The sequence below is a fragment of the Streptomyces solicavernae genome, assembly GCF_029968095.1.
In the GTDB taxonomy this organism is placed as follows: Bacteria; Actinomycetota; Actinomycetes; order Streptomycetales; family Streptomycetaceae; genus Streptomyces; species Streptomyces solicavernae.
Window position 1 is genome coordinate 45,735 of record NZ_JASCIR010000011.1, and the last position, 19,901, is coordinate 65,635.

Below are 19,901 nucleotides of genomic sequence, written 5' to 3' on the forward strand. Positions count from 1 at the left end.
TCATCCGGTCATCGCCCGCAGGCGCAGTGCGTTCTTGTCGACCTTGCCCGCCGCGTTGTGCGGCAGCCCGGCCAGCGAGTGGAAGGCCCGCGGGGCCTTGAAGTTGGCGAGCCGCTCCCGCGTCCAGGCGGCCAGCTCCGCCGCGTCGATCCGCGCCCCGGCGCTCGGCACGCAGTACGCGACACCGACCTCCCCGAGCCGTTCGTCCGGCGCACCCACCACCGCCGCGTCCGCGACGGCGGGATGCCCGCGCAGCACCTGCTCCACCTCGGCCGGGTACACGTTGAAACCGCCCACCACCAGCATGTCCTTCAGCCGGTCCGTGATCCGCAGAAAGCCCCGCTCGTCGAGCGTCCCGACGTCACCGGTGTGCAGCCAGCCGTCCGCGTCGACGGCCTCCGAGGTGGCCTCCGGGTCGTCCAGGTAGCCGTGCATGACGTGCGGGCCGCGCGTGAGGATCTCGCCGGGCTGCCCCGGCGGCGCGTCGATCCGCAGCTCGGTGCCGGCGAGCGCCGTTCCGGACGTACGGGCCAGGGTCTCGGCCGACTCGTGCGGCGCGCAGATCGACACCACGCCGCTGGACTCGGTGAGCCCGTACGCGGTGAAGATGTTCCGGGCGCCGATGAACTCCCGTATCCCGTGGATGAGTTCGGCCGGGATGTTCGCGGCACCGGTGCCCGCCATCCGCATCGCGGACAGGTCGTACGCGGCGCGCCCCGGGTGCTGGATGAGCGAGGTGAACACGGTCGGGGCGCCGGTCAGCACGGAGATGCGCTCGTCCTGCATGCGGCCGAGCACGGTCACCACCGAGGAGCTGCGGCGCATGCCCGGCGAGTCCGTCGCGGAACTCTCCGAGGCGGGCTTCTTCCGGCTGCTGCGGCCCACGGCGTACGGCGGGTTCGCCGCCGACCCGGCCGTCCACCACGCCGCCGTGCAGGAGATCGCCAGGGCCTGCGGCTCCACCGGCTGGGCGGCCGCCGTGCTCGGCGTGCACCCCTGGCACGTGGCGCTGTTCGACCCGCGCGCCCAGGACGACGTGTGGGGCGCCGACCCGTCGGTCCTGGTGTGCTCCTCGTACGCCCCCACCGGAACCGTGACCACAACCGGCGACGGCCACCGGCTGTCCGGTCGCTGGCACTTCTCGTCCGGCTGCGACCACGCGGGCTGGGCGCTCCTCGGCGGTCTCGTCACGGACGGCGAGGGCAGCCCCGTGGACCTGCGCACCTTCCTCGTGCCGCGCTCCGCGTACACGGTGGACCGGGTCTGGGACACCGTCGGCCTGCGCGGCACCGGCAGCAACGACCTGGTCGTCCAGGACGCGTTCGTCCCGGCCCACCGCAGCCTCGGCTACCGGCCGGTGAACGCCCTCGACTGCCCCGGCCACCGCCTCAACTCCGAGCCCCTGTACCGCCTGCCGTACGCCGCCGTCTTCACCACCACCATCTCTACGGCGATGGTCGGCATCGCGGAGGGCGCGTACGAGGAACACGTCACCGCGGCCCGCGAACGCACCCCCGCAGGCCGCACCCCCGCAGGCCGCACCCCCGCAGGCCGCACCCCCGCAGGCCGCACCCCGCGGGCCGCCGACGACCCGTTCGCGCAGGTCCGCATCGCCCGCGCGGCGAGCGAGATCGACGCCGCCCGGCTGCAGTTGACCCGCAACACGCGGGAGTTGTACGCGGCCGTCGAGCGCGGCGAGCAGCCCGCGCCGGGCCTGCGCGCGCGGACCAGGCGGGACCAGGTGCTCGCCACCGAACGCGCGGTCACCGCGGTCGATCTGCTGGTGGAGAGCGCGGGCGGCGGCGTCATGGGCGCGGGCGGCGGCGTCCTGCAGCGCGCCTGGCGGGACCTGCGCACGGGGCGCGGCCAGGCCGCCAACGACCTGGAACGCGCCCTCACGCTGTACGGCCGGCACGCGCTCGGCGTCGAGGTGCACGACTCGATGGTGTGAGGGCTCGCGGACCGTACGCGGCGGCCGGAGGCCCGATTCCCACCCAGTGGGAAGCCGCCGTGGCCGCACGCCCCGCACCCGCCGATACTCGTCCCCTCCCGGCCCCGGACGGTCCCCGGGCCCGGCCCCACCCAGGGAAGGGACGAGATGGCTGACACCGCGCACACATGGGACGAGGAGTGCGACGTCCTCGTCGTGGGCTCCGGCGGCGGCGCCCTCACCGGCGCGTACGGCGCGGCCGCCCGTGGCCTCGACACCCTCGTCGTCGAGAAGACCCGCTACTTCGGCGGCACCACCGCATACGCCGGGGCCGGACTGTGGCTGCCCGGCAACCAGGCGCAGGCCCGCGCCGGCGTCGAGGACTCGGCCGAGCTCGGCCGCGCCTACTTCCGGGCGGTGGTCGGCGACGCCACCGAGCACCCGCTGCAGGACGCCTACCTCGACCACGCCGCGGACACGGTGGCGTTCCTGGAGGCAAACCCGCACGTCCGGTTCGAGTACCGCCCGTTCCCCGACTACTTCCCGGCCCCCGGCCGTGCCGACACGGGCCGCGCGGTCTTCCCGGTGGACCTGCCCGCGCCCGACGGCGCCCCTGCGCTGCTCGCCGCGGTCCGGCCCCCTGCCTGGGCGGAACGCCTCGGACTCGCCACGCCCGAGGGCCCGTTCACGGACGGCCGGGCCCTGATCGCCCGCCTGCTGCTCGCCCTGGAGTCCACGGGCCACGCCCGCACCCTGCTCGGCACCCCGCTCACGCGTCTGGTCACGGAGGACGGCGCGGTCATCGGCGCGGAGGCCGAGCGGGACGGCCGTACGCTGCGGATCCGCGCCCGGCGGGGCGTACTGCTCGCGGCGGGCGGCTTCGAGGCCAACGCCGAACTGCGCCGCGCCTGGCAGGAGTTGCCCGGCGCCGACTGGACGATGGGCGCGCCCGGCGGCAACACCGGCGACGCGATCACCGCCGCCACCGAGGCGGGCGCGGCGCTCGCAGGCCTCGACCAGTCGTGGTGGTGCCCGTCGCTGCGCTTCCCCGACGGCTCGGCCGCGTTCACGCTCGGCCTGCACGGCGGCATCTTCGTCGACGGATCGGGCCGCCGCTTCGCCAACGAGTCACTGCCGTACGACCGGATGGGACGGCAGCTGCTCGCGGCGAAGGCGGGCACGAGCCACGACAACCCGGTCTGGTGGGTCTTCGACGACCGCTTCGGCGACGAGCTGCCGGGCATCACGGTGGTCCCCGCGGACCGCGCCGCCTTCACGGAGGCGGGGCTGTGGCGTACGGCGGACACGTTGGCCGCGCTCGCCGAGCGGATCGGCGTCGGCGCGGAGGCGCTGTGCGACACGGTGCGGGTCTTCAACGGGCACGCGCAGCGCGGGGTCGACGCCGACTTCCACCGCGGCGAGGACCCGTACGACCGCTTCTTCGCCCGGGGGGACGGACCGAACCCGTGCCTGGTGCCGATCTCGGACGGCCCGTTCCACGCCGTGCAGATCGTGCTGGGCGACCTCGGTACGAAGGGCGGCGTACGCACGGACGCGGAGGCGCGCGTCCTGCGGGAGGACGGCGCGCCGATTCCGGGCCTGTACGCGGCGGGCAACACGACGGCGTCGGTGGCGGGCCCCCACTACCCGGGCCCGGGGGTCCCGATCGGCTCGGCGATGGTGTTCGGGCATGTGGCGGCGGTGCACATGGCGTTCCGCCGGGCGGCCTGAACCGTGCCCCGAAAGGGGCGCGGGGAACTGCGCGACCAGCCACAACGGCGCCGCAGGCCGCCCTTCCCGCTCAGTGGGAGTCCCGCATTTCCCCGCACCTCCACCCGGCCGTACCTTCCTCGCACCCACCGACCACACGCACACCCAGACGCACACCCACCCACCCGCACACCCACCCGCCACGACCCAGAGAGGGGATGCCCCATGGCCGAAGACGTCCTGGCAGCGGTCCGTGACCTCGCCCCGAGTTTCCGTGAGCGCGCGGCCGAGGCGGAGAGCCTGCGCCGCGTACCGGACAACTCCGTCAAGGAGCTGGAGGACACCGGCTTCTTCCAGCTGCTCCAGCCCACCGCCTTCGGCGGCCGCGCCGCGGACCCCACGGTCTTCTACCGCGCCGTCAAGGAGATCGCGAAGGCCTGCGGTTCCACCGGCTGGGTCGCCTCGGTCGTCGGTGTGCACCCGTGGCACGTGGGCCTCTACGACCCGCGCGCACAGCAGGAGGTGTGGGGCGAGGACCACAAGACCCGCATCGCCTCCTCGTACGCGCCGACCGGCGAGGCCACCCCCGTCGACGGCGGCTTCCGGCTCTCCGGCCGCTGGCACTTCTCGTCCGGCTGCGACCACGCCGCCTGGGTGCTGCTCGGCTGCCTCGTCGCGGACGCCGACGGCAACCCCGTCGACATGCGCACCTTCCTGATCCCGCGCAGCGAGTACCGCGTCGACGACGTGTGGGACACCGTCGGCCTGCGCGGCACCGGCTCCAACGACGTCGTCGTCGAGGACGTCTTCGTCCCCGAGCACCGCGCCCTCAGCTTCGGCCCGGTCACCGCCCTGGACGTGCCGGGCCACGAGCTCAACCACGAGCCGCTCTACCGCCTCCCGTACGCGGGCGTGTTCACCACCACCATCTCCACCCCGATCGTCGGCATCGCCGAGGGCGCCTACGAGGCATACGTCGAGGCGACCACGCGGCGCATCCGCGTCAGTTACGGCCAGAAGGTCGCCGACGACCCGTTCGCGCAGGTCCGGATCGCCCGCGCGGGCAGCGACATCGACGCCGCCTGGCTCCAACTGTCCCGCAACATGAGCGAGTTGTACGCGTACGCCGAGCGCGGCGAGGAACTGCCGACGGAGCTGCGCGCCCGCACCCGACGCGACCAGGTCCTCGCCACCGAGCGCGCCGTCGCCGCCGTCGACCTGCTGATGGAGAACGCCGGCGGCAACGCCATGCGCACCGGACCCAACCCGGTCCAGCGGGCCTGGCGCGACGTGCACGCGGGCCGCGGCCACGCCGCCAACGACCCCGAGCGCGCCCTGACCCTGTACGGCCAGGCCGCCCTCGACCTCGACATCAAGGACACGATGCTCTGATGGGGACTCAAGGGACTCAAGGGACTCAAGGGGCTCAAGGGGCTCCAGGGACTCCAGGGGAGCCAGGGCCCCAAGCGGCCGTCCACACCTACGCGTCGACGTCCCGCACCGCCAAGACCGCCGCCGGCCTCACCCTGCACTACCACGAGGCCGGACCGCAGGACCGCCCCGACGCCCCCGTGGTGATCATGCTGCACGGCGGCGGCCCCGGCGCCTCCGCCTGGTCCAACTTCGGCGGCAACCTGCCCGTCTTCGCCGAGCACTTCCGCACCCTCCTCGTCGACCAGGTCTGCTTCGGCCGCTCCGACAAGCCCGAGCTCGACAAGGACTACTTCAGCTACAGCGCGGACACCGTGGCCGCCCTGATGGACGAACTCGGCATCGCCCAGGCGCACTTCGTCGGCAACTCGCTCGGCGGCGGCACCTCCGTCCGCATGGCCCTGAACCACCCCGGCAAGGTCGGCAAGCTGGTCCTGATGGGCCCCGGCGGGGTCTCCGTCAACCTGTTCGCGCCGGACCCGACCGAGGGCATCAAGCGCCTCTTCGAGTTCAACGCGGCCCCCGAGCCGACCAAGGACCAACTCCGCGCCTTCCTCGGTGTGATGGCGTACGACCAGTCCATCGTCACCGACGAGCTGGTCGAGGAGCGCTGGGCCTCCGCCACCGACCCCGAGACCCGTCTGGGCAACGCCCGCATGGGCGCGGCGTTCGCCGACCCGGCCCGGCAGGAGGACTGGATGCTGTGGCGCGAGGCCCACCGCATCACCCAGCCCGTGCTGCTCACCTGGGGCCGCGAGGACCGCGTCAACCCGCTCGACGGCGCCCTCGTCGCCCTCAAGACCATCCCCGACGCCCGCCTGCACGTCTTCCCGCACTGTGGCCACTGGGCCCAGGTCGAACAGGCCGACGAGTTCAACCGCCTGGCCGTCGACTTCTTCGCCCACTGAACCCCGTACCCGTAAGGAAGCCACCATGGATATTCGCTCGCTCGGCTATCTGTGCATCGAGACGACGAAGTTGGACGAGTGGCGCACGTACGCCCTCGACATCCTCGGCATGGTCGAGAGCGCCGACAGCACCGAGGACACCCTTCGCCTGCGCATCGACGACCGCAGCCACCGCATCGTCGTCCAGGCCGGCGGGAGCGACCGGCTGCTCGCCGCAGGCTGGGAGGTCGCGAACGCTGCCGAACTTGCCTGTGCCGCACGGGAGTTGGAGGATGCGGGGCATGCCGTCAAGCACGCCGACGGCGGCCGGATCGCCGAGCGTCGCGTCCGCGACCTGATCCAGGTGACCGACCCCTGCGGCAACCCCCTGGAGATCTACTGGGGCCAGGCCCAGGACCACACCGCCCTCGGCACGCCCTACGGCAACCGCTTCGTCACCGGCGAACTCGGCCTGGGACACGTCGTGCTGCCCGTCGCGGACATCGAGGCCGCCCTCGACTTCTACGAGAACGTGCTCGGCTTCCAACTGCGCGACTCGATGCGGCTGCCGCCGCAGGCCGTCCCGACCGCCGCCGAGCAGCGCGACTTCCACTGGATGCACTTCCTCGGCCCCAACCGCCGCCACCACAGCCTCGGCCTGTACCCGGGCGCGCTCCCGCCCGGCATCGTGCACTTCATGGTCGAGCTGGAGACCCTGGACGACGTGGGCCGCGGCCTGGACCGCATGAACGCCGCCGGCATCCCCATCGCGTCCAGCCTCGGCCGCCACACCAACGACCACATGGTGTCCTTCTACGCGCAGGCGCCCGGCGGCTTCCAGGTCGAGTACGGCTGGGACGGCCTGCTCGTCGACCCCGCCACCTGGGTCGCGAAGGAGATCACCGCCGACAGCTTCTGGGGCCACCAGTGGAACGGCTGATCGGCCCCGACGCCTTCCGGGACGTGCTCGGCCGGTTCGCGAGCGGCATCACCGTGGTGGCCGCCCTGGACGACGGCGAGCCGGTCGGCTTCGCCTGCCAGTCCTTCGCCTCGCTCTCCCTCGACCCGCCGCTGGTCATGCTCGCCGCCGGGCGTACGTCGGTGAGCTGGCCGCGGATCGAACGCGCGGGGAGGTTCTGCGTGAACATCCTCGCGGCCGAGCAGCAGGAGGTCTGCCGCTCGCTCGGCCGCAGCGGCGCCGACAAGTTCGCAGCCGTCCCGTGGCGCGTCAGCGAGCACGGCACCGTCCGGATCGACGGCGCGCTCGCCGCCGTCGAGTGCGAACTGCGGGCCGTGCACGAGGCCGGCGACCACTTTCTGGCGACCGCCGAGGTGGTGGCCCTGGACGCCCGCGAGGACGGCAGCCCCCTGCTGTACTTCCGCAGCCGGTACGCGGCGGGGGCGTTCTGATGCCCGTCGACGTGCTGATGCCCGTCGACGTGGCGAAGGCGACCGCCGAGCCACCCGTACGCACCGACGTCTCGTGGGACGACCCGGAACCCGCGGCACGCCCACCCGGCGGCGGCGCGGGCGGCCACCGGCTTCGGGCCACCGCCCCCGGCCGCTACGGCGCACCGGTCCGCGACCACGGTCGACCGCCCCTCGGACCGTGACTGAGCGCGGGCCCGGACCGCCCGCAGAGCACCCGTCCCGCCCGCAGCGAAAGGGAACACCCATGCCCCGTACGTACCTCGTCACCGGAGCGGCCTCCGGCATCGGCAGGGCCACCGCCGACCATCTGCGCGCACTCGGCCACGCGGTGATCGGCGCCGACATCCAGGGCGCCGACATCCAGGGCACAGGGAGCGAGGGCGCAGCCATCGAGGGCGGCGGCATCTCCGCCGACCTGGCCACCGCCGAAGGACGTACCCAACTCGTCGCCCAGGCAAGGAAGTTGACCGATGGCCGGCTTGATGCGGTGATCGCCTGTGCGGGCATCGCGCACTTCGACCCGCGCACCGTCCGCGTCAACCACTTCGGCGCCGTCGCCACCCTGGAGGGGCTGCGCCCCCTGCTGGCCGCCGGCACCGCGCCCCGCGCGCTGGTCATCGGCTCCGTCGACGCCGTGCATCCGACCGACGAGGCCACGGTCGAGGCGGCCCTCGCGGGCGACGAGGAGGCGGCGGTGGCGGCGGCGCAGGCCGCGGTCGACCGGGGTGAGGGGCACCTCGCGTACGCGTCGTCGAAGGCCGCCGTCTCCCGCTGGGTGAGGCGCGCCGCCGTCACCGCGGACTGGGCCGGGGCGGGCATCCCGCTGAACGCGGTCGGCCCCGGAGTGATCCGTACGCCGATGACTCAACCGCTCCTGGACGACCCGGAGATGCGCCCCGTGGTGGAGCAGGCGGTCCCGATGCCCCTGAGCGGCCCCGCCGCCCCAAAGGAGCTGGCTCCGCTGGTCGCCTGGCTGACCTCCCCGGAGAACACCCTGGTCACGGGCCAGATCGTGTTCGCGGACGGGGGAGCGGACGCGGTGCTGCGAGGGGAGCGCACCTGGTGACCATGACAAGCCCCACGACCTCTACACATAAAGGGGAAATAAGCGCAAAATATTCCTAGGCGGCGCATACCGCACACCGCAGCCGATGCGGTCAGGCCTGCAGGTCAAAGGAGACAAGTCATGGCCAACGTGCAGCCCACCAGAGGTGACATATCTGCCCACCCCGATGTCTCCGAAATGCGGGATCGCTACGCCCGCATGCTCGGCGGCCGCGACGTGGCGCTCGTGGACGGACCGGTGTTCCTGCTCGGTCTGTACTGCGCCGCATCCCCCTGGATCCTCCACTACACGACGAGCCAGCCCGCACTCGTCGCCCACAACCTGATCATGGGCATCGCGATCGGCCTCCTGGCCCTCGGCTTCACCCGGGCTCCGGAGCGCATGTACGGCCTCAGCTGGGCGTTCTGCACGATGGGCGCCTGGATGATCATCGCGCCGTGGATCGTCGGCACCAGCCCGGACGCCGGGGTCGTCCTGAACAACATCATCATCGGCGTCGTCGCCGTGGTCCTCGGCATGCTGTGCGCCGGCACGGCGGCCAAGAGCGTCCCGAAGGCGTAGCCCGAACATCGGGAGCACACCTCCTGCCAGGCCGGTCCGCACCCCGCGGACCGGCCGACCTCTTGCGTGCCGGTCGTGCGCGCAGTCCAATGCTGAGGATGAGCAGCAACGGCGGGCGCAGCCCCGCACACGCCTCAGCGTCCGCAGCTTCCTCAGCTTCCGGAGCGTCCGGTGAGGGGGCCAACCCCCTGGAGGAGATCTCCCTGGACCGGCTCCGCCGGCGCCGCAGCATGAAATGGCGCGCGCACCCCGAGGACGTACTGCCCCTGTGGGTCGCGGAGATGGACGTCCCGCTCGCCCGGCCTGTCGCGGACGCGCTGCGCGAGGCGATCGACGCGGGGGACACCGGATACCCCGCCGGAACCGAGTTCGCCGAGTCCCTGGCCGGCTTCGCCGCGCGCCGCTGGAAGTGGGACGGGGTGGCCACGGACCGCGCCGCGATGATCCCGGACGTGATGACGGGCGCGGTCCAGGTGCTGCGCCTGATCACCGGACCCGGCGACCCCGTCGTCGTCAACTCCCCGGTGTACGCGCCGTTCTACGCCTTCATCACCCACGACGACCGCCGCGTCGTCGAAGCCCCCCTCGGTCCCGGCCTGCGCATCGACCCGGCCGTCCTGGAGGACACGTACCGGCGCGCCCGCGCCCGCGACCCCCACGGCCGGATCGCTCACCTCCTCAGCAACCCCCACAATCCCACCGGCACGGTGCACACCCACGAGGAGCTGTCGGCCGTCGCCGGGTTGGCGCGGCGGTACGGGGTCCGGGTCGTCGCCGACGAGATCCACGCCCCGCTGGTCCTGCCGGGCGCCGCGTTCACGCCCTACCTGAGCGTGCCCGGCGCCGAGGACGCGTTCTCGCTCATGTCGGCGACCAAGGGCTGGAACCTCGCCGGGATCAAGGCGGCGCTCGCCCTCGCCGGGCCTGAGGCGGCGGCCGACCTGCGCCGGATGCCGGAGGAGGTTGCACACGGCGCCAGCCACCTCGGCGTCATCGCCCACACCGCGGCCTACCGGGACGGGGACGCGTGGCTGGATGCACTCCTCGCGGGCCTCGACGCGAACCGCGCGCTGCTCGGCCGACTGGTCGCCGCGCACCTGCCCGGGGCCGGGTACGCCCGGCCGGAGGGCACGTACCTGGCGTGGCTGGACTGCCGCGCCCTCGGCCTCGCCCCCGAACCCGGCGCCGCCGAACGCGGTGCCGCCGATCCCGGCGCCGCCGATCCCGCCGTGGTCACGGATCTGGCAGGCCCCGCCCGGTTCTTCCTGGACCACGCCAGGGTGGCCCTCTCCTCCGGCCACATCTTCGGCACGGGCGGAGCGGGCCACGTACGCCTGAACTTCGCCACGTCCCGGTCCGTCCTCACTCAGGCGCTGACGCGGATGGGGCGGGCGCTCGCCGGACACGCGCACTGAGCACCGCGCCGGCACCCCCTGCCATCAGCCGGCGTCCCGGCACTCCTCCGCGATCTCCTTGTCCAGGGCGGCCCGCACGAGCGCCGAGGCCAGCTCCGCGTCCGTCGCCCCCTGCCCCTCGGCCAGCCGCCGGAGCGCGGGGGCCTCCCGCGGCAACCCGAGCCGCTCGGCGCCCTGCAGCGCCTTCGCGTCAAGCAACGGGCCGAACTCCGGCCATACGTCCTGGACTTCGCGTACGAAGATGTCGGCGCCCACCGGTCCGAATCCCGGCAGTTCCCGCAGCAGCCGGCGCAGGTGGTCGATGTCGCCGTCGGACGCGTCCCGCAGGCCCCGCAGGTCCCCGTCCCAGCGGTCGAGCAGCAGCCGGGCCGCGTCGCCCAGTTGGGTCGCCGTGCGTTCGTCGTAGCGGCGGTAGCCGCCGCGGCCGAGGGCGTCGACGCGCTGTTGCCAGCCGGCTTCCGTCATCCGTCTCGCGTCGCGCATCCCGGCCTCGTACAACGCCTGCGATGTGGCGACGGCGACCGAGGCGCGGATACGGGCGCTCAGCAGATGCGCCAGGACGAGTGTGCGGTAGAGCGGCTGGGGGGTGTTCCGCAACCGGATTCCGGCTTCGGCCGCGTACGTCCGCCCGTGGCCGTGCAGCAGTGCGCCCAGCACTCTCCGGCTCGTGTCGTTGCCCATGGTGACGTCCCGAAGCATCCCTGGAAGAAGGCGGTCATTCCGCTCACACGCTCTGGCGGCTGAACACCTCCAGGAGCGCCGCGCCGAACGCCCGCAGGTCGCCCGGCTTCCGGCTGGTGACCAGGGCGTTCAGCCCGTGGTCGCAGATCTTGACCTGCTCGTCGACCCAGGTGCCGCCCGCGTTGCGGATGTCGGTGCGCAGGCTCGGCCACGAGGTGAGCACGCGGCCGGAGACGACGTCGGCCTCGACCAGCATCCACGGCGCGTGGCAGATCGCGGCGACCGGCAGGCCCAGGTCGAAGAAGTCCCGTACGAACGACACGGCCCGGTCGTCCAGGCGCAGCGCGTCCGGGTTGGCCAGGCCGCCCGGCAGCACGAGCCCGTCGAAGGCACCTGCGGTGGCGTCGCCGACCACCTCGTCCACGGGGAACGTGTCCGCCTTGTCGAGATGGTGGAAGGCCTGGATCCGGCCTGGCTCGGTGGAGACGAGTACGGGAGTACCGCCCGCTTCGGACACCGCCTTCAAGGGTTCGGTGAGTTCGATCTGCTCGACGCCCTCGGGCGCCGCCAGGAACGCGACACGCATGACTTTTCCTCGCCTTCTCCTCGCTCTCTCCTCGTTCTCCCCGCAATTCTCGTCCCGTAGGGCAGTCCTCGGAAGTCCCGTAGGGAAGTCCTCGGAAGTCCCGTAGGGCAGTTCTCGGAAGTCCCGTAGGAAAACGGAGGCCCGGAAGTTCCGAATACCGCCGAGTACCCGTGCGCCCGCCCCCGACACCTCCGCCCGCCGGAACCCGGCGGGAGAGCGCGTCTCGCCATGGGGACCGCCTGTGCTGCGAGTTAAACAATCTGTTTAGGATCTGTGCGTCCCGCCCGAACCACCCCGCACTGCCCCGCACTGCCCCGTACCGCCCCCGTACCGCCCCGGAGTACGCATGACCACGCCGCCGTCCGCCGCCACCAGGCCGAGCTTCCCGCACCTGCTGCGGGTCACCGTCTTCGCGATCGGTGCGCTCATGCTGCTCGTGACGGTGGGCGTGGTGCTCCACCAGCCGCTGCTGATCCCGCCGTTGGCGGCCAGCGCCGCCCTCGTGCACGGTGCTCCCGGCCTGCCCCTCGCGCAGCCGCGCAACCTCGTCGGCGGACACCTGATGTCCGCGGCGATCGGCTTCGCGACCCTGGCGGTGGCCGGGAGCAGCGCGTGGGCGGCGGCCGTCGCGGCGGGCCTCTCGCTCGGGGCGATGATGCTGACCCACCTGTCGCACTCCCCGGCGGTGGCCACCGCGGTGATCGTGGTGCTGCAGGCCCCGCACCCGGTCCCGTTCCTGCCGCTCCTCGCGCTCGGCGCCTGCCTGCTCGTCGCGATCGGCCTGCTGCCCGGCCGCATAGGCGGCCACCCGGTCCGGTATCCGGTCAGCTGGTAGCGCGCCCGCCTTCGTGCGTACGGTTCTCATGCTTCCGCACGGCTCTCGGGCGGGAGCGTTTCACCATCCGGCAGGGAAGATGTGAGGATACGGGCATGAGCAACGTGTTCTTCGACATCACCATCGACGACAAGCCCGCCGGGCGGATCGTCTTCAAGCTGTACGACGACGTGGTCCCCCAGACCGCCAAGAACTTCCGTGAGCTGGCCACCGGCGAGCACGGCTTCGGCTACGAGGGCTCCGGCTTCCACCGGGTCATCCCCGAGTTCATGCTGCAGGGCGGCGACTTCACCGCCGGCAACGGCACCGGCGGCAAGAGCATCTACGGCGAGAAGTTCGCCGACGAGAACTTCCAGCTGCAGCACACCAAGCCGGGCCAGCTCTCCATGGCCAACGCCGGGCCGAACACCAACGGTTCGCAGTTCTTCATCACGACGATCATCACCTCCTGGCTGGACGGCAAGCACGTCGTCTTCGGCGAGGTCGTCGAGGGCATGGACGTCGTCAAGACCATCGAGGCGGAGGGCTCGCGCAGCGGCGCCACCAAGTCGGACGTCCGCATCAGCAAGTCCGGTGTCGTCGACGCCTGACCCCGCCCACCCGTCGGCGGCGCCCGTACCCCGGCGCACCGATGAACTCCGAGCACCCGGTGACCCGTTCACCGGGTGCTCGCGCGTTCCGGCGGCCGAAACCGGCCCCTGGCCGTGGATCGTGGCCGACCGGCCCGCCGGAGCGTACGGCCGTTCGCTTAACCTGGCAGTGTCAGACGGCCCCGGTGAGGGGCCGTAAGGGCAGGCCCGGACGCAGCGGTACGCTGCGCAGGGCCCGGGGGAACCGGCGCCGACCCGGCACGCGGGCGCGCGGAACCGGCAGAGGCGGATGCAGGCGGATGCAGGTGAGGAATGCACAGCAGGCCCGTGCGCGAGGCGGCGCGGCCGCGGCGGAAAGCGAGGGACCGGTGACGGGGCCGGCGCCGACCGGGCACGCCCTTCGGCGTACGGGGGCGGGGCACCGGGCCGGTTCGGGGGCGGGGCACCGTGGATAAGGTCCTGCTCACGGCCGCCGGCCTGTACGTGATCGTCCTGCTCCGCGCCGGCGGCACCTTCGCCGTCGGCTGGCTCGCGGGCGCCGGAGCCCGGCGCAGCAGGTTCGGCGAGCGGATCTCGCAGTCCAAGTTCCAGCGCGTGGAGCGCGCGATCCAGCGCTGGGGCGCCCCCGTCGTCGCCGTGTCCTTCCTGACCATCGGCTTCCAGACCGCCGCCAACTTCCTCGCGGGCAGCATGCGCATGCCGCTCACCCGCTACCTCCCGGCCCTGTTCGCCGGCGGCGCCTGCTGGGCCATGCTGTACGCGACGGCCGGGATCGGCGCCCTGGAGCTCCTTGGCCGCCTCTTCGCCGAGCACGCGGCGCTCGGCGTCGGGGCCGTGGTGGCGCTGCTGCTCGCGGTGGGCGCGCTGGTGCTGCACCGCCGCAGGCGCGCCGCCGCCGAACGCCCCGCTCAGGACGCGACGGCCGACGAGTCCTGAGCCCGGCGCCCCCGCCCGACCTGCCCGGTCAGCGGGACTCAGGGCCCGCGTGCACCTGACAGGCCGCAGCTCGGAGCTGTTCCGGAAGGCGCAGTGAGGCGTCGTCCTACGCCGGTTCCCCGGGCCGCACTGGCAGGCTGAGCCCCGTACGCCGCCCCGCAGGCCCCGTCTCCGCACGCCCCCGGAGGAACCATGACCGGCTTCACCGTCAACGGCATCACCGCGGACCTGACCGTCCCGGACATCGCCGCCGCCCGCGGCTTCTACACCGGCTATCTCGGCCTGAGCGTCGAGGGCTTCGACCTCGGCTGGGTCGCCCGCTACTGCTCGCCGGACGGCCGCGCCGAGATCCAACTCGTCACCCACGACGCCACGGCGCCCCGCAACCCGGTCGTCTCGGTCATGGTCGGCGCGGGCGTCGGCGCGGCGTACGAGGAGGCGAGACGGCGCGGCTTCGAGATCGTGCACCCGCTGACCGAGGAGCCGTGGGGCCTGCGGCGCTTCTTCGTCCGGGCGCCCGACGGCAACGTACTGAACATCGTGAGCCACCCGGACTCGTAGCCGAGGGCGCCGCGCGCAGAGCTCCGAATCCGCCCGCCGCACACCCCTTGACGCTGTTCGACGGCGGAGGGCAGCATGCGTACCGACTGGGCGGTATGTGTGGTCACCATGCGGATGGCGAGAGAAGTCCGGGGCCACCCGTCCGTCGCCGTGGCCCGGACTGTCTGGAGAACCCGCATCGTGACCAGTGTTCTGATCGCCAACCGAGGCGAGATCGCCGTCCGCGTCGTCCGTGCCGCACGCGCCTCGGGGCTGCGGCCGGTCGCGGTGCACACGCCGGGCGACCGGGACGCGCTGCACGTACGCCTGGCCGACGAGGCGCACGAACTGGCCGGCGGCGACGGCGCGGGCGCCGGCTACCTGGACGCCGAGCAGCTGGTCGCCGTGGCTCGGCGGGCCGACTGCGCACTGGTCCACCCCGGCTACGGATTCCTCAGCGAGAACGCCGAGTTCGCCCGGCTCTGCCGCAAGGCCGGGCTCACCTTCGTCGGCCCCTCACCCGAGGTCCTGGCCGAGTTCGGCGACAAGGCGCGGGCGCGGGCGCTCGCCGAGGCCCAGGGGGTCCCGGTGCTGCGGGCCACCCCGGCCGGTACGACGCTCGACGGGGCGGCCGCGTTCCTGGCCCACCTCGGTCCCGCCGCGGCCGTGATGGTCAAGGCGGCCTCGGGCGGCGGCGGCCGCGGCATGCGCGTCGTACGGCGGCCCGAGGAGCTTGCGGAAGCCTTCGCGCGGTGCCGTTCCGAGGCCGAACGGGCCTTCGGCGACGGGGCGTTGTACGTGGAGGAGCTGCTGGAGTCGGCCCGGCACGTCGAGGTGCAGGTGCTCGGCGACGGCAGCGGCGCCGTCAGCCATCTGTGGGACCGGGAGTGCACGGTTCAGCGGCGGCACCAGAAGCTGATCGAGGTGGCGCCGTGCACGACCCTCCGCCCGGCGGAGCGTGCGCCCCTGCTCGACGCGGCCCGCCGGATGGCCGGCGCCGTCGGCTACCGGGGCCTCGGCACCTTCGAGTTCCTGGTCGACTCCCGCGACCCCGGCCGCTGGTACTTCATGGAGGCCAACCCGAGGGTCCAGGTCGAGCACACCGTGACCGAGGAGGTCACCGGGGTCGACCTGGTCGCCGCCCAGCTGGACGTCGCCCTCGGCCGCACCCTGGACGACCTCGGCCTCACCCAGGACGCCGTCCCGGAGCCGCGCGGCGTCGCCGTGCAGGCGCGGGTCAACCTGGAGACGCTGCGGCGCGACGGCACCGCGCGCGCCACCTCCGGCCGCATCGAGGTCTTCGAGGTGCCGACCGGACCCGGCGTGCGCGTCGACACCCACGGGCACGCGGGCCTGGTCGCCGACGGCCGGTACGACTCGCTGCTCGCGAAGGTGATCGTGTCCACGCCCCGCGGCGGGCTCGACCGGGCCGCCGCACGCGCGGCGGCCACGCTCGCCGAGTTCCGCGTCGAGGGCCCCGCCACCAACATCCCCGCCCTGCGCGCCATCCTGGACCACCCGGCGTTCCGCACCGGCGAGGCCACCACCCGCTTCGTGGACGACCACCTGGACACGCTCCTGCCCGCCGAGACCGCCGCGACCGCCGAGACCGCCGAGACCGCCGAGACCGCCGGGACCGCCGAGACCGCCGGGACCGCCGAGACCACCGAGCCGGAGGAACGGGCCGACGGCACCGACGTGTGCGCGGACTTCGTCGCCACCGTCGTCTCCGTGCCCGTACAGGCGGGCGAACGCGTCGCCGCGGGCGCGCCGTTGGTGGTCCTGGAGTCCATGAAGATGGAGCACGTCGTCGCCGCGGACGTCGCGGGCACCGTGCGCGAGGTGCGGGCCGCCGTCGGGGAGACGGTCGCCGAGGGCGGGCTGCTGCTGCGCCTCGAACCGGACGCCGGTCAGCACGAACAGTGCGACGTGGCCGAGGAGTTGGACCTCGACGCGATCCGTCCCGACCTCGCGGAGACCGCGCGGCGGCACGCCGTCGGCCGCGACGAGAACCGGCCCGAAGCGGTCGCCCGCCGCCACGCCACCGGCCACCGCACCGCCCGCGAGAACGTCCAGGACCTGTGCGACGAGGGCTCCTTCGTCGAGTACGGCGCGCTCGCCGTGGCCGCCCAGCGCCGCCGCCGCTCCCTCGACGACCTGATCGCCAACACCCCCGCCGACGGCATGGTCACCGGGGTCGGCCGGGTCAACGCCGCCCGCTGCGTGGTCATGGCGTACGACTACACGGTCCTCGCCGGAACCCAGGGGCACGTCAACCACCACAAGACCGACCGGATGCTCGAACTCGCCGAGCGGCAGCGGATTCCCGTGGTCCTCTTCGCCGAGGGCGGCGGCGGACGGCCGGGCGACACGGACAGCAACACCGCCTCCGGCCTGGACGTGCCGACGTTCGCCACGATGGGCCGGCTCAGCGGCGCCGTGCCCACCGTCGGCATCGCCTCCGGCCGCTGCTTCGCGGGCAACGCCGCGCTGCTCGGCTGCTGCGACGTCATCATCGCCACCGAGGACGCCAACGTCGGCATGGGCGGCCCGGCGATGATCGAGGGCGGCGGCCTCGGCCGCTACCGGCCAAAGGAGGTCGGCCCGATGTCCGTGCAGGTGCCGAACGGCGTCGTCGACGTCCTGGTGGCCGACGAGGCCGAGGCCGTCGACGTGGCCCGCCGCTACCTGTCGTACTTCCAGGGCCCGACGGGAAGCTGGACGGCCCCCGACCCGCGCGCGCTGCGGCACGTGGTCCCCCAGAGCCGGGTGCGGGTGTACGACGTGCGCGCGGCCGTGCGCGGGATCGCCGACGCGGACTCGGTCCTGGAACTGCGCCCCGCGTTCGGGCGGAGCGTCGTCACCGCCCTGGTCCGGGTCGAGGGCCGCCCGATGGGCCTGATCGCCAACGACCCCGCCCACCTCGGCGGCGCCATCGACTCGCCCTCGGCCGACAAGCTCGCCCGCTTCCTGCAGCTCTGCGACGCGCACGGCCTGCCGGTGGTGTCCCTGTGCGACACCCCGGGCTTCATGGTCGGCCCGGACGCCGAACACACCGCGACGGTACGGCACTTCAGCCGGCTCTTCGTGGTCGGCGCCCACCTGCGGGTGCCGGTGGTGGCGGTGGTGCTGCGCAAGGCGTACGGGCTCGGCGCGATGGCGATGGTCGGCGGCGGCTTCCGTACCCCGGCCGCCACCGTGGCCTGGCCCACGGGCGAGGTCGGCCCGATGGGCCTGGAGGGCGCGGTACGGCTCGGCTACCGGCGGGAGCTGGCGGCGATCGACGACCCGGCCGCCCGGCAGCGCGCCTTCGACGAGCTGGTCGCCGAGCACTACGACCGCGGCAAGGCGGTCAACGCGGCCACCGTCTTCGAGCTGGACGACGTGATCGACCCGGCGGACACCAGGGCCTGGATCGCCGGGACGCTGCCGTCCGCGACCGGTCAACTGCCGCCCGGCCGCCGGTCGTTCGTGGACACCTGGTGAGCGGGCGTACGCACGCAACCGTCACCCGTGAGCGTACGCACGCAACCGTGACTGTGGAGGAGCGCCCCTTGGACCCCCTGGACCCCCTGGACCCCCTGGACCCCCTGAACAGTGAGAAGCTGGAGCAGTACCTGCGTGACCTGCGCACCCGGCAGGCCGCCTCCCGCCCGCCCGGCATCCCCGCGACCGTGCACTATCCGCTCGGCGAGAGGGGCATCCCCGAGCACGTCGCCCACTGGGCCCGTACGGTCCCGGACCGCCCGGCGATCGTCTTCGAGGGCCGCAGCACGGCCTACGCCGAGCTCGACGCGCTGATCGGCGCCGTCGCGGGCTGGCTGGACGCAACCGGCGTACGGCCCGGCGACCGGGTGGCCGTGCACCTGCCGAACACCCCGCAGTTCATCGTCGCGATGATGGCGGTGCTGCGGCTCGGCGCGGTGCACGTGCCCGTCAACCCCATGTTCCAGGCGGCCGAGCTGGCGCACGAGCTGGCCGACAGCGGCGCCGAGGTCGTCATCACCCTCGACCGGCTGCTGCCCCTCCTCGACCAGGTCCTCGACCGCGTCCCCGTACGGCAGATCCTCGTCACCGGCGCGGACGAGATGGCCGCCGCCGCGACCGCACCCGAACTCCCCGCCCCAGCCCCCGGCCTCACCCCCTGGGCCACGGCCACCGCGCACGCCCCCGCGCCCGCGCACCCCACGGACCTGGACGCCCTGGCCGCGCTCAACTACACCGGCGGCACCACCGGCCTTCCCAAGGGCTGCGAGCACACCCAGCGCCACATGCTCTACACCACCGCCTCCAGCGCGACCGCCATGGGACGCGGCGCCGACGGCGGCTTCATCGCGCTCTGCTACATCCCGGTCTTCTGGATCGCGGGCGAGAACCTCGGCATCCTCAGCCCCCTCGTCCTCGGCGGCACCTCGGTCCTGATGCCCCGCTGGGACCCGGCCGCCGCCCTCGGCCTGCTCGCCCGGCACCGCGTCTCCACGATGGTCGGCACGGTCGAGAACTACCTGGAGCTCCTTGAACGCCCCGAGTTCCCCGCCGCGGACCTCTCCGCCCTGGACGACCCGATGGCCGTGTCCTTCGTACGCAAACTCAGCCCCGAGGTCCGCCACCGCTGGCAGGCCGCCGCGGGCGCGCACTCGGTGCTCCGCGAGGGCGCGTATGGGATGACCGAGACGCACACCTTTGACGCCACGCCGTACGGACTCGCCAAGGACGACCGGGACCTGCTCGCCGAGCCGGTGTTCTGCGGGGTGCCCGTGCCCGGCACCGACATCGCGGTCGTGTCGTTCGAGACCGGCGAGCCGCTGCCGCTCGGCGAGGTCGGCGAGATCGTCGTCCGCAGCCCCTCGGTGCTGACCCGGTACTGGCGGAACCCCGAGGCGACGGCCGCACAGCTGCGGGACGGCTGGCTGCACACGGGCGACAACGGCCGGATCGGCGGGGACGGCTGTCTGCGCTATCTGGGCCGCGACAAGGACATGATCAAGGTCAAGGGGATGAGCGTGTTCCCGGCCGAGGTCGAACTGCTCCTGACCCGGCACCCGGGCGTCCGCACGGCGGCGGTCGTGCCGGGCCGGCACCCGGAGAAGGGGCAGGTGCCGGTCGCGTTCGTGAGCCCGGAGCCGGGCGCGACGCTCACCGCCGAGGGCCTGGAGGGCTGGGCGCGCTCGGCGATGGCCGCGTACAAGGTGCCGCGCGTGCGGGTCGTCGGAGAGTTCCCGATGACGGCCACCGGGAAGATCCGCAAGGTCGAACTGGCCGAGCGGGCGCAGGAGATCGTCGACGCGGGCTGAGCCGACGA

19 protein-coding genes are annotated in these 19,901 nt (G+C 73.5%); 16 read left to right on the forward strand and 3 right to left on the reverse strand.

The features are described 5' to 3' along the window. Nucleotides 1–825 carry an AMP-binding protein gene (locus QIS99_RS15240; protein ID WP_282513868.1) on the reverse strand — a complete coding sequence of 275 codons (825 nt, stop codon included), beginning with the start codon at nucleotides 823–825 and terminating at the stop codon, nucleotides 1–3. On the opposite strand from QIS99_RS15240, the gene hsaA (QIS99_RS15245) reads away from it, so the two are divergent. From hsaA (QIS99_RS15245) to QIS99_RS15290, 10 genes are all read left to right on the forward strand, one after another. Continuing rightward, on the forward strand, nucleotides 785–1,951 hold the full coding sequence (hsaA, locus tag QIS99_RS15245; protein WP_282513869.1) for a 3-hydroxy-9,10-secoandrosta-1,3,5(10)-triene-9,17-dione monooxygenase oxygenase subunit: 1,167 nt from the start codon (nucleotides 785–787) through the stop codon (nucleotides 1,949–1,951). The two genes, QIS99_RS15240 and hsaA (QIS99_RS15245), sit on opposite strands and share 41 nt — an antisense overlap. Nucleotides 1,952–2,098: 147 nt before the next feature. Beyond that, entirely contained in the window at nucleotides 2,099–3,661 is a 1,563-nt protein-coding gene (locus QIS99_RS15250) for an FAD-dependent oxidoreductase (RefSeq protein ID WP_282513870.1), read from the forward strand. 204 nt (nucleotides 3,662–3,865) lie between these two features. Further along, a complete protein-coding gene (gene hsaA / locus QIS99_RS15255; RefSeq protein WP_282513871.1) occupies nucleotides 3,866–5,032 on the forward strand; it encodes a 3-hydroxy-9,10-secoandrosta-1,3,5(10)-triene-9,17-dione monooxygenase oxygenase subunit in 1,167 nt (388 codons plus the stop codon). After that, nucleotides 5,032–5,979 carry a 4,5:9,10-diseco-3-hydroxy-5,9,17-trioxoandrosta-1(10),2-diene-4-oate hydrolase gene (gene hsaD, locus QIS99_RS15260; protein WP_282513872.1) on the forward strand — a complete coding sequence of 316 codons (948 nt, stop codon included), beginning with the start codon at nucleotides 5,032–5,034 and terminating at the stop codon, nucleotides 5,977–5,979. Before hsaA (QIS99_RS15255) ends, hsaD begins: the two co-directional genes overlap by 1 nt. Nucleotides 5,980–6,004: 25 nt before the next feature. Then, nucleotides 6,005–6,898, forward strand: a complete 894-nt coding sequence (locus QIS99_RS15265; RefSeq protein ID WP_282513873.1) for a VOC family protein — start codon at nucleotides 6,005–6,007, stop codon at nucleotides 6,896–6,898. Continuing rightward, nucleotides 6,886–7,368, forward strand: coding sequence for a flavin reductase family protein (locus QIS99_RS15270; protein ID WP_282513874.1), 483 nt, complete (start codon nucleotides 6,886–6,888; stop codon nucleotides 7,366–7,368). Before QIS99_RS15265 ends, QIS99_RS15270 begins: the two co-directional genes overlap by 13 nt. Further along, the gene (locus QIS99_RS15275; protein ID WP_282513875.1) at nucleotides 7,368–7,571 is read left to right on the forward strand and encodes a hypothetical protein; all 204 of its coding nucleotides are present in this window, start codon (nucleotides 7,368–7,370) and stop codon (nucleotides 7,569–7,571) included. The genes QIS99_RS15270 and QIS99_RS15275 overlap by 1 nt, the downstream gene beginning before the upstream one ends. A 62-nt stretch (nucleotides 7,572–7,633) precedes the next feature. Next, nucleotides 7,634–8,455: an SDR family oxidoreductase gene (locus QIS99_RS15280; RefSeq protein WP_282513876.1), complete on the forward strand. Its 822-nt coding sequence runs from the start codon at nucleotides 7,634–7,636 to the stop codon at nucleotides 8,453–8,455. 120 nt (nucleotides 8,456–8,575) lie between these two features. After that, nucleotides 8,576–9,016 (forward strand): SPW repeat protein, encoded by a 441-nt coding sequence (locus QIS99_RS15285; RefSeq protein WP_282513877.1) that lies wholly within the window; start codon nucleotides 8,576–8,578, stop codon nucleotides 9,014–9,016. Nucleotides 9,017–9,105: 89 nt separating this feature from the next. Further along, nucleotides 9,106–10,431: a MalY/PatB family protein gene (locus QIS99_RS15290; RefSeq protein WP_408909564.1), complete on the forward strand. Its 1,326-nt coding sequence runs from the start codon at nucleotides 9,106–9,108 to the stop codon at nucleotides 10,429–10,431. Between the two features lie 24 nt (nucleotides 10,432–10,455). Here the strand turns inward: QIS99_RS15290 and QIS99_RS15295 are convergent, their stop codons facing one another. Further along, nucleotides 10,456–11,112, reverse strand: a complete 657-nt coding sequence (locus tag QIS99_RS15295; RefSeq protein WP_282513879.1) for an HhH-GDP family DNA glycosylase — start codon at nucleotides 11,110–11,112, stop codon at nucleotides 10,456–10,458. A gap of 43 nt (nucleotides 11,113–11,155) precedes the next feature. Next, a complete protein-coding gene (locus QIS99_RS15300) occupies nucleotides 11,156–11,698 on the reverse strand; it encodes a type 1 glutamine amidotransferase domain-containing protein (RefSeq protein WP_282513880.1) in 543 nt (180 codons plus the stop codon). A 346-nt stretch (nucleotides 11,699–12,044) separates the two neighbouring features. Here QIS99_RS15300 and QIS99_RS15305 point away from each other — a divergent pair, with 346 nt between their 5' ends. The 6 genes from QIS99_RS15305 to QIS99_RS15330 all read left to right on the forward strand — a co-directional run bounded on the left by QIS99_RS15305 (nucleotide 12,045) and on the right by QIS99_RS15330 (nucleotide 19,893). Then, nucleotides 12,045–12,533 (forward strand): HPP family protein, encoded by a 489-nt coding sequence (locus QIS99_RS15305; protein ID WP_282513881.1) that lies wholly within the window; start codon nucleotides 12,045–12,047, stop codon nucleotides 12,531–12,533. Nucleotides 12,534–12,628: 95 nt separating this feature from the next. After that, the gene (locus QIS99_RS15310; protein ID WP_282513882.1) at nucleotides 12,629–13,123 is read left to right on the forward strand and encodes a peptidylprolyl isomerase; all 495 of its coding nucleotides are present in this window, start codon (nucleotides 12,629–12,631) and stop codon (nucleotides 13,121–13,123) included. 447 nt (nucleotides 13,124–13,570) lie between these two features. Further along, a complete protein-coding gene (locus tag QIS99_RS15315; protein WP_282513883.1) occupies nucleotides 13,571–14,059 on the forward strand; it encodes a DedA family protein in 489 nt (162 codons plus the stop codon). Between the two features lie 192 nt (nucleotides 14,060–14,251). Then, nucleotides 14,252–14,620, forward strand: a complete 369-nt coding sequence (locus QIS99_RS15320) for a VOC family protein (RefSeq protein WP_282513884.1) — start codon at nucleotides 14,252–14,254, stop codon at nucleotides 14,618–14,620. A 180-nt stretch (nucleotides 14,621–14,800) separates the two neighbouring features. Continuing rightward, nucleotides 14,801–18,085 carry an acetyl-CoA carboxylase family protein gene (locus tag QIS99_RS15325; RefSeq protein ID WP_282513885.1) on the forward strand — a complete coding sequence of 1,095 codons (3,285 nt, stop codon included), beginning with the start codon at nucleotides 14,801–14,803 and terminating at the stop codon, nucleotides 18,083–18,085. A gap of 68 nt (nucleotides 18,086–18,153) precedes the next feature. Then, on the forward strand, nucleotides 18,154–19,893 hold the full coding sequence (locus QIS99_RS15330) for an AMP-binding protein (protein ID WP_282513886.1): 1,740 nt from the start codon (nucleotides 18,154–18,156) through the stop codon (nucleotides 19,891–19,893). Nucleotides 19,894–19,901 lie beyond the last annotated feature (8 nt).

Excerpts from the sequence above, each read along its gene's own strand:
- QIS99_RS15240 (WP_282513868.1), bottom strand. The coding sequence starts at position 825 with ATGCGCCGCAGCTCCTCGGTGGTGACCGTGCTCGGCCGCATGCAGGAC.
- QIS99_RS15285 (WP_282513877.1), top strand. The coding sequence starts at position 8,576 with ATGGCCAACGTGCAGCCCACCAGAGGTGACATATCTGCCCACCCCGAT.
- QIS99_RS15265 (WP_282513873.1), top strand. The coding sequence starts at position 6,005 with ATGGATATTCGCTCGCTCGGCTATCTGTGCATCGAGACGACGAAGTTG.
- QIS99_RS15310 (WP_282513882.1), top strand. The coding sequence starts at position 12,629 with ATGAGCAACGTGTTCTTCGACATCACCATCGACGACAAGCCCGCCGGG.
- QIS99_RS15305 (WP_282513881.1), top strand. The coding sequence starts at position 12,045 with ATGACCACGCCGCCGTCCGCCGCCACCAGGCCGAGCTTCCCGCACCTG.
- QIS99_RS15275 (WP_282513875.1), top strand. The coding sequence starts at position 7,368 with ATGCCCGTCGACGTGCTGATGCCCGTCGACGTGGCGAAGGCGACCGCC.
- QIS99_RS15250 (WP_282513870.1), top strand. The coding sequence starts at position 2,099 with ATGGCTGACACCGCGCACACATGGGACGAGGAGTGCGACGTCCTCGTC.
- hsaA (WP_282513869.1), top strand. The coding sequence starts at position 785 with ATGCGGCCGAGCACGGTCACCACCGAGGAGCTGCGGCGCATGCCCGGC.
- QIS99_RS15295 (WP_282513879.1), bottom strand. The coding sequence starts at position 11,112 with ATGGGCAACGACACGAGCCGGAGAGTGCTGGGCGCACTGCTGCACGGC.
- QIS99_RS15290 (WP_408909564.1), top strand. The coding sequence starts at position 9,106 with ATGCTGAGGATGAGCAGCAACGGCGGGCGCAGCCCCGCACACGCCTCA.
- hsaD (WP_282513872.1), top strand. The coding sequence starts at position 5,032 with ATGGGGACTCAAGGGACTCAAGGGACTCAAGGGGCTCAAGGGGCTCCA.
- hsaA (WP_282513871.1), top strand. The coding sequence starts at position 3,866 with ATGGCCGAAGACGTCCTGGCAGCGGTCCGTGACCTCGCCCCGAGTTTC.
- QIS99_RS15320 (WP_282513884.1), top strand. The coding sequence starts at position 14,252 with ATGACCGGCTTCACCGTCAACGGCATCACCGCGGACCTGACCGTCCCG.
- QIS99_RS15280 (WP_282513876.1), top strand. The coding sequence starts at position 7,634 with ATGCCCCGTACGTACCTCGTCACCGGAGCGGCCTCCGGCATCGGCAGG.
- QIS99_RS15300 (WP_282513880.1), bottom strand. The coding sequence starts at position 11,698 with ATGCGTGTCGCGTTCCTGGCGGCGCCCGAGGGCGTCGAGCAGATCGAA.